This is a genomic window from Maribacter forsetii DSM 18668 (assembly GCF_000744105.1).
Taxonomy (GTDB): domain Bacteria; phylum Bacteroidota; class Bacteroidia; order Flavobacteriales; family Flavobacteriaceae; genus Maribacter; species Maribacter forsetii.
On record NZ_JQLH01000001.1, the window covers coordinates 3,308,077 to 3,323,886 of the forward strand.

The 15,810-nt window shown below is 35.4% G+C and carries 12 protein-coding genes; 5 read left to right on the forward strand and 7 right to left on the reverse strand.

Features of this window, described 5'->3' with window-relative positions; translation table 11 throughout:
• Positions 1-181 precede the first annotated feature (181 nt).
• On the reverse strand, positions 182-2,017 hold the full coding sequence (gene rpsA, locus P177_RS14120) for a 30S ribosomal protein S1 (protein WP_036155742.1): 1,836 nt from the start codon (positions 2,015-2,017) through the stop codon (positions 182-184).
• A 261-nt stretch (positions 2,018-2,278) separates the two neighbouring features.
• Between rpsA and P177_RS14125 the strand changes: the two genes are divergently transcribed.
• The gene (locus tag P177_RS14125) at positions 2,279-2,659 is read left to right on the forward strand and encodes a LysM peptidoglycan-binding domain-containing protein (protein ID WP_036158513.1); all 381 of its coding nucleotides are present in this window, start codon (positions 2,279-2,281) and stop codon (positions 2,657-2,659) included.
• A gap of 49 nt (positions 2,660-2,708) precedes the next feature.
• Here P177_RS14125 and cmk read toward each other — a convergent pair whose 3' ends face one another.
• Together cmk and lon are read right to left on the reverse strand one after the other, a co-directional pair.
• Positions 2,709-3,404 carry a (d)CMP kinase gene (gene cmk, locus P177_RS14130; RefSeq protein ID WP_036158516.1) on the reverse strand — a complete coding sequence of 232 codons (696 nt, stop codon included), beginning with the start codon at positions 3,402-3,404 and terminating at the stop codon, positions 2,709-2,711.
• 28 nt (positions 3,405-3,432) lie between these two features.
• Entirely contained in the window at positions 3,433-5,883 is a 2,451-nt protein-coding gene (gene lon / locus P177_RS14135; protein WP_036158520.1) for an endopeptidase La, read from the reverse strand.
• 261 nt (positions 5,884-6,144) lie between these two features.
• On the opposite strand from lon, the gene P177_RS14140 reads away from it, so the two are divergent.
• Genes P177_RS14140 through P177_RS14155 form a run of 4 tightly spaced genes read left to right on the forward strand, consistent with a single transcriptional unit; the run spans position 6,145 to position 9,094 of the window.
• Positions 6,145-6,699: an RNA polymerase sigma factor gene (locus P177_RS14140; protein WP_036155743.1), complete on the forward strand. Its 555-nt coding sequence runs from the start codon at positions 6,145-6,147 to the stop codon at positions 6,697-6,699.
• Entirely contained in the window at positions 6,699-7,262 is a 564-nt protein-coding gene (locus P177_RS14145) for a hypothetical protein (protein WP_036155746.1), read from the forward strand. The genes P177_RS14140 and P177_RS14145 overlap by 1 nt, the downstream gene beginning before the upstream one ends.
• Positions 7,243-8,334 (forward strand): DUF4097 family beta strand repeat-containing protein, encoded by a 1,092-nt coding sequence (locus tag P177_RS14150; protein WP_036158523.1) that lies wholly within the window; start codon positions 7,243-7,245, stop codon positions 8,332-8,334. Before P177_RS14145 ends, P177_RS14150 begins: the two co-directional genes overlap by 20 nt.
• Positions 8,335-8,368: 34 nt before the next feature.
• On the forward strand, positions 8,369-9,094 hold the full coding sequence (locus tag P177_RS14155) for a head GIN domain-containing protein (protein ID WP_036158526.1): 726 nt from the start codon (positions 8,369-8,371) through the stop codon (positions 9,092-9,094).
• A 46-nt stretch (positions 9,095-9,140) separates the two neighbouring features.
• On the opposite strand, the gene P177_RS14160 is transcribed toward P177_RS14155, so the two are convergent.
• From P177_RS14160 to glgB, 4 genes are all read right to left on the reverse strand, one after another.
• Positions 9,141-10,472 (reverse strand): MFS transporter, encoded by a 1,332-nt coding sequence (locus P177_RS14160; RefSeq protein WP_036158529.1) that lies wholly within the window; start codon positions 10,470-10,472, stop codon positions 9,141-9,143.
• 60 nt (positions 10,473-10,532) lie between these two features.
• On the reverse strand, positions 10,533-11,342 hold the full coding sequence (locus P177_RS14165; RefSeq protein WP_036155747.1) for a M48 family metallopeptidase: 810 nt from the start codon (positions 11,340-11,342) through the stop codon (positions 10,533-10,535).
• A gap of 36 nt (positions 11,343-11,378) precedes the next feature.
• Positions 11,379-13,781 carry a glycoside hydrolase family 31 protein gene (locus P177_RS14170; RefSeq protein WP_036155749.1) on the reverse strand — a complete coding sequence of 801 codons (2,403 nt, stop codon included), beginning with the start codon at positions 13,779-13,781 and terminating at the stop codon, positions 11,379-11,381.
• Between the two features lie 83 nt (positions 13,782-13,864).
• Positions 13,865-15,760, reverse strand: coding sequence for a 1,4-alpha-glucan branching protein GlgB (gene glgB / locus P177_RS14175; protein WP_036155751.1), 1,896 nt, complete (start codon positions 15,758-15,760; stop codon positions 13,865-13,867).
• Positions 15,761-15,810 lie beyond the last annotated feature (50 nt).

Genomic DNA, 15,810 nt, shown 5'->3' on the forward strand with positions numbered 1-15,810 from the left:
AATTATAAATTGCAACTAACTTATTGTTCCAAGCTTCTTATTTTCATCTTATTTCGCAATATAAATTGTTTTGTTAGGTATAATAGCGCTATCAAACTCCATAATCTTGAAAAACAAAAAGCCCGGATATGAATCCGGGCTTTTACTTATTATCCTTTTTCAAGGATATATACTAATGAAATTACTTCTTCTTAGAATCAGCTTCCATTTTGTCTTTCAACGCTTGTAGTGCATCGTTAGCATCACCTAAAGTAGGCTTAGCTTCATCTGCGCTAGCTGCTTGTCTTTTGACAGCTGCTTTTACATTACGTTGCTCTTCCTCACGGAAAATAGCAGTATGACTAGCTACTACACGTTTGAAGTCTTTATTGAACTCAATAATCTTGAATTCAGCTTCATCGCCTTTACCTAGTTTCTTACCATCTTCTTTCTCTAAATGACGTTGAGGAATGAATGCAGTAATATCTTCGTTAAATTCAATTGTTGCACCTTTATCAACTACATCAGAAATGGTTGCTGTATGAACTGTACCCAAAGCGAATTCAGTTTCATATTTATCCCATGGGTTTTCTGTAGTCTGCTTATGACCTAAGCTTAATTTACGACCATCAACATCTAATTCCAATACTTCAACTTCTAAAGTATCACCTACGTTAGTAAACTCAGATGGATGCTTGATTTTCTTAGTCCAAGAAAGATCAGAGATGTAAATTAAACCGTCAATACCTTCTTCTAGTTCAACGAAAACACCAAAGTTTGTAAAGTTTCTTACAATACCTTTATGCTTAGAACCTACAGGGTATTTAGTAGTAATATCAGTCCAAGGGTCCGGAGTCAATTGCTTGATACCAAGAGACATTTTACGATCTTCACGATCCAATGTCAATACAACTGCTTCAACCTCATCACCAACTTTTACGAAATCTTGAGCTGAACGCAAGTGCGTAGACCAAGACATTTCAGAAACGTGGATAAGACCTTCAACACCTTCAACAACTTCAATGAATGCGCCGTAATCAGCTATAACAACTACTTTACCTTTTACTTTATCACCAATCTTAATTTCATCAGACAATGCTTCCCAAGGGTGCTTCTCTAATTGCTTAAGACCTAATTGAATTCTAGATTTGTTTTCATCAAAATCAAGAATTACAACATTTAATTTCTGATCAAGCTCAACAACCTCGTTCGGGTGGTTGATTCTGCTCCAAGAAAGGTCAGTAATGTGAACTAAACCATCAACACCACCAAGATCAATAAACACACCGTAAGAAGTAATGTTTTTAACAACACCTTCTAATACTTGTCCTTTTTCTAATTGGCTAATGATTTCTTTCTTCTGTTCTTCAATATCAGCTTCAATAAGCGCTTTATGAGAAACAACAACGTTCTTAAATTCGTGATTGATTTTCACAACCTTGAATTCCATTGTTTTATTAACATACTGATCGTAATCACGAATAGGCTTAACATCTATTTGAGAACCTGGTAAGAAAGCTTCAATACCAAATACGTCAACGATCATACCACCTTTAGTTCTGCACTTAACAAAACCACTAACGATTTCTTCTTTGTCATGAGCCGCGTTAACACGGTCCCAAGCCATAATAGTTCTCGCCTTTCTGTGAGATAATACTAATTGACCACTTTTATCCTCACGAATATCGATCAATACCTCTACTTTGTCTCCAACTTTTAAACCTGGGTTGTAACGAAATTCGTTTAACGAAATTACACCTTCAGATTTTGCGTTAATATCAATGATAGCTTCTCTATCAGTAATATAAACAACCTTACCTTCTACTACTTCCTCATCGGCAGTATCTACGAAGTTTTCGGCAACTAATTCTTCAAATTCCTTTAATTTAGAATCATCAACACGCTCAATACCTTGCTCGTATTTTTCCCAGTTAAAGTTTTCTAAGAATTCTTTTGGATCTTGCTGTGGAGTTTCAACAGCTTGTTGTGTTGCTTCAGTAGTAGCTTCTACCTCTGCGTTTGTTTTTTCTTCAGCCATTTGCTGATTAATAATTTGTATTCCATAACCTCATCAAGACTTAGGCAACAACTATGAAAGTAGTTATATTTATTTATCTAATCCCTTTTTCTCTTGACTTCCTTGCAAAAAAGGTGTGCAAAAATAATCATTTTATTTAAATTAGACAACAGAACTACTTATTACACGTTCATTTATGGATTATGGCATGATTTTAGAGTTATGCATCTTAAATATGCTTATCTTAGAAGTATTATAATAACCATTAAAAAAAGTAAATTTATGAGTGTTAAGGCAAAATATCAAGGTGTATTGGATCTTGGTGAGCAATTAGGTATAAAAGACGGTAATGTAACTGTTGAAGGTGATGTTCTTAAAATAAAAGGACAAGCAAAAACGCCTTATGAAAAAGACCTTATGTGGGATAAAATTAAGCAACTAGGTGGTGAAAGCCCTTCTGACATTAAAGCTAATATCTCAGTTGAAGATGATTCTGTATATCACAGACACGTTGTTAAAGGTGGTGAATCTTTAAGTAAAATAGCAAAGCACTACTACGGTGATGCTATGCAATACAAAGCTATATTTGAAGCGAACACTGGTATCTTAAAAAGCCCAGATGTCATTCATCCAGATCAAGTATTGGTTATACCAAACAAATAGAATTGATACTATATAAATAAAAAGAGGTTAGCAATGCTAACCTCTTTTTTTATGCTTGCTTCTCAATAACCCGAAGCGAATGTTCATAGATTCTTTGAAACTGGTCTTCCAACCCTAAATCACTATTATCAAACTCAATAGCATCTTCTGCCCTTTTTAAAGGTGAAATTGCACGGTTACTATCTATATAATCTCTTTTTTGAACATTTTCAAGAATATCTGAATACTCCACATCTTCTCCCCTATCCAGCAATTCTTTATATCTTCTTACCGCTCTCTTTTCTGGTGAAGCCGTCATGAAAATTTTAAGTTCCGCATCAGGGAATACAACGGTACCAATATCCCTACCATCCATAACTATACCTTTATCTACACCCATTGCCTGTTGCATGGCAACCAACTTCTCGCGTACAGCTTTTATAACAGAAACCGGACTAACATTCTTGGATACCGGCATGGTTCTAATTTCTTTCTCTACATTTTCACCATTCAAATACATTTCGGCAAAACCTAAATCCGAATTAAAAATAAAATTCAGTTCAATATCACCTAAGGATTTCACCAATGCATCTTCATCTACTTTACCTGCATCTATAAAACCTGACTTCATAGCAAATAATGTAACCGCACGGTACATAGCACCTGTATCTACGTATACATATTCTAACTTTTTAGCTAGTTGTTTAGCCAAAGTGCTCTTTCCCGTAGAAGAGAATCCGTCTATTGCAATGGTGATTTTTTTCATTGTATCAAAAATATAAAGAAAAGCTAGATTATAATTCCTTTGCGTTCTTAACTTTGACATCTGTGATTGCGATATCAATTACTTCAGACATTTCTTTTACGTAGTGAAAAGTAAGTCCTTTCAAGTAAGATTCTTTAATTTCCTTAATATCACGCTCATTATCCGCACACAGAATAATTTCTTTGATCTTTGCTCTTTTAGCTGCAAGAATTTTTTCTTTTATTCCGCCTACAGGCAACACCTTACCACGTAAGGTAATTTCACCCGTCATTGCCAAACTCTTTTTTATTCGTTTTTGAGTAAACAAAGAAACTAAAGAAGTTAACATGGTAATACCAGCACTTGGTCCATCTTTTGGTGTAGCACCTTCCGGAACGTGAATATGTACATTGTACTTTTCAAATACAGACGGATCTATACCAAAACGTTCTGCATTAGATTTTATGTATTCCATGGCAATGGTAGCAGACTCTTTCATGACTTTACCTAAGTTACCGGTAATACTCATAGAACCTTTACCTTTTGATAGTATAGATTCAATAAACAAAATATCACCCCCAACACTAGTCCAAGCTAAACCTGTAACCACACCTGCAACCTCATTATTTTCATATTTGTTACGCTCCATCTTTGGCGCGCCCAATACTTCTATAATATCTTCATTGCTCACCTTAATATCATACTCTTCTTCTGTAGCAATAGATTTAGCGGCATAACGAACCATTTTGGCTATTTGCTTTTCTAAAGAACGAACTCCAGATTCGCGCGTGTACCCTTCAACAATTTTCTCAAGTTGTGGCTTTCCTATTTTTAAGTGACTAGCATCTAAACCATGCTCTGTTAATTGCTTTGGCAATAAGTGCTTTTTAGCAATCTCCACTTTTTCTTCAATGGTATATCCACTAACATTTATAATCTCCATACGGTCTCTAAGTGCCGGTTGAATACTTCCTAGATTATTGGCGGTAGCAACGAACATAACCTTAGATAAATCATAGCCCAACTCTAAGAAGTTATCATGGAAATCACTATTCTGCTCAGGATCTAATACCTCTAACATTGCCGATGATGGATCACCTTGATTGCTGTTGGATAATTTATCTATCTCATCCAAAATGAATACAGGATTTGAAGTACCTGCCTTTTTAAGACTTTGAATAATTCTACCTGGCATTGCACCTATGTAAGTTTTACGGTGACCTCTAATCTCAGCTTCATCTCTTAATCCACCAAGTGACATACGTACATATTCTCTACCCAATGCCTCCGCAACAGATTTACCTAAAGATGTTTTACCAACTCCTGGAGGTCCGTAAAGACATAATATTGGAGATTTCATATCATTTCGCAGTTTTAATACTGCTAAATATTCAATGATCCTTTTCTTTACATCTTCTAAACCATAATGATCACGGTCTAATATTCGTTGTGCTCTTTTTAAATCGAACTTATCTTTCGAATATTCTTTCCAAGGTAATTCCAACAAAAGATCTAAATAGTTTCTTTGAATAGAATACTCCGCAACTTGCGGATTCATTCGCTTCATTTTAGCTAATTCTTTATCGAAATGCTCTTTTACCTTTTTACCCCACTTCTTCTTTTTAGATTTGATTTTCATCTCCTCTAATTCCTCATCATAAGAAACACCACCCAATTCTTCTTGAATGGTTTTCATCTGCTGGTGCAAGAAGTATTCTCTTTGCTGTTGATCTAGGTCATTTCTAACTTTAGACTGTATATCATTCTTAAGCTCTAGCTTTTGCATTTCAACATTCATGTACTTTAATGTTGCCAATGCTCTTTCCTGTAAGCTACCAATTTCTAATAAATCCTGTTTTGCCTTTACATCTAAATTCAAATTAGAGGATACAAAATTTATCAAGAATGAATTACTTTGAATATTCTTTATAGCAAAAGATGCTTCACTAGGAATGTTTGGATTATCCCTAATAATCTTTAAGGCTAATTCTTTGATAGATTCAATAATAGCCAAAAATTCCTTATCGTTCTTTTCCGGTCTTACTTCTTCCGTCTCCCTTACCGTTGCTGTAAAATATGGCTTTTTGGTCAATACCTCAGCAATCTCAAAACGCTTTTTACCTTGTATAATTACTGTAGTATTACCATCGGGCATTTGTAGTACACGTAAAATTCTTGCAACCGTACCCAAGGTATTGATATCCTGCACATCTGGATTTTCAGTTTCCTCATCTTTCTGTGAAACCACGCCAATAACCTTAGAGCCATTATTAGCATCTTTTATCAATTGTATACTTTTATCTCTACCTGCAGTAATAGGAATTACCACACCTGGAAAAAGTACTGTATTTCTTAAAGGTAAAATAGGTAATGTTTCTGGCAAAGTCTCACTATTCATTTGCTCCTCATCTTCTGGGGTCAAAAGTGGTATTAGCTCAGAATCTTGATCTATTCCTTGTAAAGACATATTGTCAAAATTTGAAAATTTAGAATCTTCCATACTCATATATCGGTCATTCTGTCATTAAAAGAACAGAACTTTATTTTTATAAATTATACATAAATACTGTAATAGCAATGAAAACTAAGCGAATACAGCTTTTTACACCTTCAATTGCACATATGTATTTCAATTCCTGTGCCAACTGATTTATTTCATTTTAAAAATTGAACTTTATAAAAAGAAAGAATTTTTGATAATAATTCTAACAAACTGTAACAAACCGTAAATTGAATCATCTTTCAATAAACCAATCACTTTTTGAGCCAACAAAAGGAACATATTGATGAGCTAGTGCAATTGTGCATAGCCGGTAAACAGAGTGCACAGCTAGAAGTGTACAATAGGTATTACAAGGCTATGTTCAATACATCTCTAAGAATCGTAAAAGACACTGCCCAAGCAGAAGACATTATGCAAGAATCGTTTTTAAGCGCATTTACGAAACTGCATACTTTTAAAGGGGAAGTAACTTTTGGATCTTGGTTAAAACGTATTGTTATCAACAACAGCATACATCAATATAGAAAGCAACAAAAAAAGAATGAAGTTGCTTTAGATGAAGTATTGTACAAGGTCGAAGATAATGACGGAATTGCATCTGACCATGTGTTTACAGAACTAAAGGCTCAAAAAGTGATGGAAACCATGAAAGATTTAAAAGACAATTACAGAATTTCTTTGACCTTACATCTAATTGAAGGGTTTGATTATGATGAAATTTGCGAAATCATGAACATTAGCTATGCCAATTGCAGAACTACTGTTTCAAGAGCTAAAGAAAGTCTTAGAAAAAAATTAATACTCGCTGTCTAATGAAGAAAGATACTATTGACGAGCTTTTTATTGAGCTACAGGACAAAATGGATTATGCGGAACCCACCAGTGGGCACCAACTACGTTTTTTAGAAAAACTAAATGAATCTAAAGGTGTGGCAACGCTTGCTCCTAAGAAAAAGAATCCTTGGGTGTTATTTTTATCCGTTGCCGCTTCTTTTGCTATTCTATTATCTGTTGGAATATTTCAACTTAATACGGCTAGTAGCATTGAAGATCAGGTTGCAGAGATTTCACCTGAAGCTTCTAAGACCCAATTTTATTTTGCAAACCTAATCGAAGAGCAGATCAACGAACTGAATTCTGAAAAATCACCAGAAACAGAAAAAATTATTAATGATACTATGGCGCAATTGAAAAAACTTCAATTGAACTATACAAAAATGGAACAAGACCTTTTAAACGGTGGCAATAGTAAATTAATACTAAGTGCTATGATCACCAATTTCCAAACTAGAATAGACCTTTTAAACGAGGTAATGATACAGATTGAAAATATTAAATCAATTAAAAAATCGAATGATGAAAACTTTACTATATAAATACACTTGGCTATTAATGCTAGCCTTCACAACAGTCGCTACTGCCAATAACACCTCTTTTGACGGTAAGCATACAAGAGAGAAAACCATAAAAAAAGAGTTCAACGTTAACGCCAACGCATTGCTCAAAATAGATAACTCTTATGGAAATTTAAATATTACTTCATGGAACGAGAATAGGGTCGTTATTGAAGTTCATATTAAAACCAACGGAAACAACGAAGATAAGGTTCAGAAAAAATTGGATGAAATATCTGTTGACTTTGAAGCTAGTAGCGAACGCGTATCTGCAGAAACTATTTTCAACAAAAGTAGTAATGGCTGGGGATGGAGCTGGGGAAATAACAACAATGTTAATATGCAGATCAACTACACCATTAAAGTGCCGGTTAAAAACAATGTTGACCTTAGTAATGACTATGGTAATATAATATTAGATAGAATAGATGGTCATGCCAGAATTAGTTGTGACTACGGTAGACTAGAATTAGGAGAGCTTAGAGGGCGCAACAATAAATTAAATTTCGATTATACTTCTAAATCTACAATAGGCTATATCAACAGTGCCGAAATTAGAGCTGACTACTCTGGTTTTACTATTGACAAAGCCGGAAACCTTGCTATAAATGCCGATTATACAGACGCCAACATTGGTACTATGGATGATTTGGAATACACCAGTAATTATGGAAATATGGATGTTTCTGAATTAAAAGATATAGATGGTAACGGCGACTATATAACCGTAAAACTAGGTGTTGTTCATGGTGATGTATCCATCCGTGCCGACTATGGTTCTGTACGTATCAACGAACTAGCGGCGGATGCCGGTAACGTAGAAATAAGAACGGACTATACAGGAATCAAAATTGGGTACAACAGCGAATATCATTTTGATTTTGACATATCTACTAGTTATTCTGGAGTTAGTGGAAAAGACGATTTTACTATTAACATCAGTACTGAAAAATCTTCCGATAAACATTACGAAGGTTTTTATGGCTCTAAAGGAAGTGGTAATAGAATGACATTGTCTAGTGATTATGGTGGGATAAGTTTTACAAAAAAATAAATATCAATCAATCAATCAATTAAAAATGAAAATCATGAAAAAATTAAGTGTATTACTATGTGCGGGATTCATATCTCTTTCCTGTTCAGCACAATGGGGAAAGACCATTAAAGGAAATGGAAACAATGTTACTATTGAAAGAAACACCGGTGATTATGACGGTGTAGCCGTATCTGGCTGGTTCGATGTTGACTTGGTTTCTGGCAACGAAGGAGAAATTACCTTAAAAGGAGAAGAAAATCTATTGGAATATATTATTACCGAAGTAAAGGACGGCAAATTGGTCATTAAAACAGAAAAAGGCGTTAACTTAAAATCAAGTAATTGGAAATCTGGAATTCATATTACAATACCAGTAGAATCAATTAGCCACGTTGCCATGTCTGGTTCTGGTGATATCGTTGGTAAGACAAAAATCAAAGCCGATAAATTCAGTACCGCAATGTCAGGATCAGGAGATATTACTTTAGATATAGATTCTAATTTAATTTCAGCCTCAATGTCTGGATCTGGAGATATTTCTTTAAGTGGTAAAACCACAGACTTTGAAGCTACTATTTCTGGCAGTGGCGATATTGAGGCATACGATCTTGAAGCTGACAATGTAGACGCTACGGTATCTGGCTCTGCAGATATACGGGTTACCGCAAACAAATCTTTAAAAGCGAGGGTTTCTGGTTCCGGTGATATTTCTTATAGAGGTAATCCTGAAAAGGTAAATACCAAAACCTCTGGTTCTGGAGACATTTCCAAAGGGTAAAAGCATAAAATCAAAATAGCGAACAATCAATTCAACACAGCCTCTTTTAAAGGGGCTTTTTTGTTTCTTTAACCCTGGTAAGCAAGAACATTCCAATTAAGAAGAATATACCTAAGAATATAATTGAACTTCTCATGCTACCTGTTCTTTGCGCTATTATTCCATAAAGAAAAGTACCAATAATTATCCCTATTTTTTCAGCTACATCATAAAAACTGAAGAATGAAGTGGTGTCTGTAGTCTGCGGTAAAAATTTTGAATACGTAGATCTTGACAGTGCCTGTATACCTCCCATAACCAAACCTACGCAACCGGCGGCAATATAGAAATCTGTCGGTGTAATAACAAAATAGGCATATACACAAATGCATACCCAAAGGGCATTGACAACTATTAATGTTTTAATGTTTCCATATTTTTCTGATGCTCGTGCCGTTATCGTTGCACCTAGTATTGCTACGATTTGTATTACCAATATACTTACTATCAAACCTGTTGTACGTTCAGAATCTGTACCCCATGCAATTTCTTCTTCTCCAAAGTATGTAGCGATTAGCATTACAGTCTGCACGGCCATACTATATACAAAAAAGGCACCTAGATATCTTTTAAGCTTTACCTGCTCTCCAAGTTGATGCCATACTAGCTGAAGCTCTTTGAATCCATTTAAAACAATATTGGTTCTTTTTCCCTCTTTCTTATACCCTTTTGGCAGATAGTAAAAGCTGTATTGTGCAAAAAGTATCCACCAGATACCTACAGTTACAAATGAATATTTCATTGCCTTTATTTCTGCAGCACCAGCTTCATCTGTAGTGATACCAAAAAAGTCTGGTTTCATTACCATTGCCAAGTTAAAAATGAGCAAAATTACACTACCTACATATCCTAAGGTAAAGCCTTTGGCACTAATCGCATCTTGTTGTCTCGGAAAAGCTACATCGGGTAAATATGAATTATTGATAGCAAAACTGACCCAAAATCCCACCAGTCCGAAGAAATAGCACGCTAAGCCTATGTATATATTTTCTAAAGAAAACCAGTATAAACCAATACATGAGAGTCCTCCTAAGTAGCAAAAAAATTTCATGAACATTTTTTTATTACCGAGATAATCTGCAATACCAGACACTAAGGGTGTGACGATCGCTATAAAAACAAATGCCAAAGAAGTAGTATAACTTATTAAAGGAGCACGGGCGATATCACCGCCAAAAACGGTTACTTTTTCAATGCCGGCAACTCTAAAAAGTGCACCATAAAATATTGGAAAAACTGCCGAGGAAATTACTAAACTATACACTGAATTTGCCCAGTCATAAAAGGCCCATGCGTTCAATAATTTTTTACTTCCTTTTGCAACTATAGTTTTTCCCATATATAAAAATAAAAAGCCGTTCATTTCTGAACGGCTTCAATATACAATAATCCTTATTGTTTACTTGAAACTGGTTACACCAAATTTAGCAGCTTCTGCTTCCGCATCTGGAGCCCAAGCTGTTAAGTTATTAATTCTTGTGTCATTAGAAGGGTGCGTACTCATAAATTCTGGCGGTGCCTCTCCTCCACTGTTAGCTTTCATTCTTTTCCACAATTCCGCAGCTTCGTAAGGATCATAACCTGCGATGGCCATAATCTGTAAGCCTATTCTATCTGCTTCCGTTTCGTGGCTTCTACTAAATGGCAACATACCTAAATACTGTGTTCCTACACCATAAGCCTGATTGAACAACCCTAAAGTTTGTTGATTTTTGATTGCCACATTACCTGCAACTGCACCTACTTGTTGCAAAGTACCAGCACTCATACGTTGTGCTCCATGATCAGCTAAAGCATGTGCTACTTCATGACCCATTACCACGGCAACACCCGTTTCCGTTTGTGTAATAGGCAATATACCTGTGTAAAAAACGATTTTACCCCCTGGCATACACCATGCATTTACAGTTTCATCATTCACCAAATTATATTCCCATTTATAATCTGCCAAATAACCCGGATGTCCGTTTGCTGTCAACCAACGCTCTGCAGCACTAGAGATACGCTGACCAACTCTTGTTATCATTTGAGCATCTGCTGTCCCAGTCACCACCTTATTTTCGGTTAAAAATTGATCATATTGCGCAAATGCTGATGGAAACACCTGACTATTTGGATAAAAGTTCAAGGTTTTTTGACCTGTAAAGGGGTTGACCTTACAAGCAGAAACGCCAATAAAGACGAATAGTATTAATACTAATTTTCTCATATTATTATTTTTAGTTAACGGTTTTAAGCTACAAAGTTATTGTTTTCCGGATAAATGCAATAGCGTAAAATTTTTGTCTATTAGCAAATCGTGATTATCATTGGCTGATATGGTATGCAATAACACCTCTTCATTATCTATCATCACCTTTTCAATCTCAAACGGAAGACCATGAAAATTAAGCTTCATTTTAGAATACTCCGTGTCATAAGTACCATCTTTGAATAACTGTATAGTCAACGAATTATCTTTTCCGGTCAACTTATAATTACTTAAAGAATATCGTCCTTTTTTATAATCATAACCATTGTCTGCATCCTCATATACCTCTGAAGCTTCAGTACCTTCAACATAATACACTTCTAAAACTAATTCTTCTATCTTCTTTTCTCCCACATATTGTTGAATGGGGTATTTAGGAATTATAGATCCGGCTTTTACAAAAATAGGAAGCATATCTATCTCTGCCGCTACCCACTTCTCTTTTCCTCCTTCTACATGTTCGTTAGTCCAAAAGTCATACCAATCTCCTCTAGGAATGTACATTCTTCGCCCTTGCGCATTAGGTTCTTGTATAGGACAAACTAATATTTTTTCTCCAAATATAAACTCATCCGTTCTAAAATGGGTTTGATTATCTTCTTGATCAAAGAACACCAAAGACTGGATCATTGGTATGTTCTCTTTTGTGTATTTATAAAACATAGTATATAAATACGGCAACAATTGATATCGTAGATTTACAAATTTTCTAACGATATCTGTAATCTCTGTACCAAATGACCATGGTTCTTGATCACCATGATCGCCACTTGAATGTACTCTACAAAACGGATGAAAAATACCCAACTGTATCCATCTCGCAAATAATTCGCCATCTGGTTGTTCGGCAAATCCGCCAATATCCGAACCTACAAAAGAATATCCACTTAAACACATACGCTGTACCTGTACGTTGGCTATCCATAAATGCTCCCAAGTAGCAACGTTATCTCCTGTCCAAGTAGAAGAATATCTTTGTGTACCGGCAAAAGCGGCTCTTGTTATTACAAATGGTCTTTTAGGATAAACATATTTTTTAACGCCTTCATAGGTTGCCCTAACCATTTGCATACCGTAAACATTATGTGCTTTACGGTGTGTACAGGGGTGACCGTCATAGTCATGACGCGTATCTAAAGGTGCCGTTTTTGTGGGGACTTCCATTACTGCCGGTTCATTCATATCATTCCAAACGGCATGAACACCTAATTCTGACATAAACTCTTTATATAATTCTGCCCACCACTCACGCACGGCTGGATTTGTAAAATCTGGAAAATTACATTCCCCAGGCCACACCTTACCATGCATTAAAGGACCATCTCCCCTTTTACAGAAATAATCATTTTCTAATGCTTCATTATATATCCAATAATCACGATCCACTTTTATACCCGGATCAATCATCACTACAGTCTTAAAGCCGTCTTCTTCCAGTTCAGAAATCATTCTCTTTGGATCAGGAAAATGTTCTTTATCCCAAGTAAAACATCTAAAACCATCCATATAATCTATATCTAAATAGATGGCATCGCAAGGTATTTGCAATCTTCTAAACTCACCTGTAATATCCTTTACATTACTTTCTGGATAATAACTCCATTTAGATTGATGAAAACCTAATGCCCACATTGGCGGTAACTCTGGTGTACCGGTAAGACTAGAATATGAACTTACTACCTTGGGCATATCCGGTCCAAAAATGAAGTAATAATTCATTTCACCACCATCTGCCCAAAAGCTAGTTATATTTCTTCTTTCCTGAGAAAAATCGAAACCTGTTCTAAAACTGTTATCAAAATAAATACCGTAAGCTTTACCCTTATTCAAGCCCACATAAAATGGTATTGCCTTATAAAGTGGGTCTTGCTCTTTTGCAAATGCAAATTGATCGGTTACCCAATTCTCTACTCTTTTACCCTTTAGGTTACTATGCATGGCCTTATCACCCATACCATAAAAACTTTCTCCTGATTGGGTTATTTTGCTCAATTTTACGGTATTACCACCGTACTCATAATTCTCTTCCCAATGAAAACCTAGTTCATCTTCACAGATGATATTACCATCTAAATCAGAAATCTGGGTTCTTAAGGTCATCTTATCTACCAAAACACTCAGTCTTGCAGTAGATATAATATACTCCGTGTCATTCTCTACAACTTCTAGCTTACTATACCCCATTGTAGCATCTGGGTCTATAGCATATGAGAAATCTGGTTCAAAATTATAATTTGTAGCATATCTAAAACGAATAATACTACCTCTTAATATGGTTATCTGTAAAACAACACCGTTGTCTGTAGTGAAGTATAATTTATCTGAGTCTTGTGAAAATTCAACGATATGGTTTGGGTATAAATTACCTTTATACTCAAGCTCTGTATTTGTAATCATGAACTTATAAATTAAAAAATATCAAATTATTAGAACTACAGAAACACTTTAAAATTGCCCAAATATCGTGCAATTGCCTTAAGTTATTTCAGTATTACAATACCTAAAGGCGGAATAGTAATTTCTATAGACTTTTTAAAACCATGAGATGCTTTAGTAGATGATTTTACTTTGCCGTTGACATTACCGCCACCACCATATTTGGCATCATCACTATTTAACACCTCTGTTAATTTTTCCTTTTTAGGGTTTCCTATTCTATAATTTTCTCTTGGCACAGGGGTGAAATTACACGCTATAATTAAATCGTTCTTTTCATCATGACCTTTGCGTACATAAGTCAATACAGAATTTTCGTGATCGCCGTAATCTATCCATTGAAAACCTTCTGGACTAAATTGCTTTTCATACAATGCCGGTGAGCTTTTATATAAATGGTTTAAGTCCTTTACAAAATCTTGAATTCCTTTATGACCATCATACTGCAATAAATGCCAGTCTAAACTTTGTTCAAAATTCCATTCTGCCGTTTGACCGAATTCACCCCCCATGAACATTAATTTGGTACCCGGGTGTGTAAACATATACCCAAACAACAATCTTAGATTCGCAAAACGTTGCCATTCGTCTCCTGGCATTCTATATACTAATGACTGTTTACCATAAACTACCTCATCATGAGAAAAAGGCAACATAAAATGCTCGGTAAACGCATAGGTCATACTAAAGGTTAAATCGTTTTGGTGGTGTTTTCTATAAATGGGTTCTTTTTGAAAGAATTGCAGCGTATCATGCATCCAACCCATCATCCACTTCATACCAAAACCCAATCCTCCGTGTTCCACTGGCTTAGACACACCCGTAAAAGCAGTAGATTCTTCAGCAATGGTCTGCACACCTTCAAAATTAGAATATACAGCCTCATTCAATTCACGTATAAATGACATCGCCTCTAAATTCTCGTTGTTACCATAAATATTTGGCTCCCATTCTCCATCTTCCCTAGAATAATCTAAATACAGCATAGAAGCCACAGCGTCTACACGTAGACCGTCTACATGAAACTGATCTAACCAAAAAATGGCATTACTTATAAGAAAAGCTCTAACCTCATTTCTACCATAGTTGAAGATCAAACTTTTCCAATCTGTATGATAACCTTTTCTTCTATCTGGGTGCTCATATAAATTTGAACCATCAAAAAAACCTAGTCCATGCGCATCTTCTGGAAAATGAGAAGGTACCCAATCCAAAATTACTCCTATATCATTTTGATGAAAGGCATCTACCAAAAACTTGAATTCTTCTGGAGAACCAAATCTTGATGTTGGTGCGAAATAACCAGTAAGTTGATAGCCCCAAGATGGATCATAAGGATACTCCATAACAGGCATAAACTCAACATGGGTATACCCCATTTCCTTTACATAATTTACAAGGTCTATTGCAAACTCTTTATAGGTCAAAAACTTATTTTCGGCATTTTTCTTCCATGACCCTAAATGCACTTCATAAACGGAATAAGGTTTGTCCAACCCGTTTTTATCTTTTCTATACCCCATCCAAGCATCATCTTTCCAATTATGCTCGGCAGTCCAAATTATAGATGCTGTATTTGGTGGGTGCTCACAATATCTTGCAAAAGGGTCTGCTTTCTCTGTCCAAATATCATTGTTATTAGACTGTATCTTATATTTATAGATTTCACCTTTTCCAATATTAGGTATAAATCCTTCCCAAATACCGCTAGAATCCCATCTAACATTTAACTGGTGTTCCTCTACGTTCCACGAATTGAAATTACCAACAACAGATACAGATTTTGCGGACGGGGCCCATACAGCAAAGTAAGTACCGGCTATTCCATCTACTTCTACCAAATGTGACCCCAATTTTTCATAAAGTCGATAATGCTTACCTCCTTTAAAAAGATCAATATCAAAATCAGTAAAAAGTGAGTGAACTTGAACGTTGGGCATATGGAGTGTTTATTTTTGTAAAGCTAATCATCTTTTAAAGACAACCGACT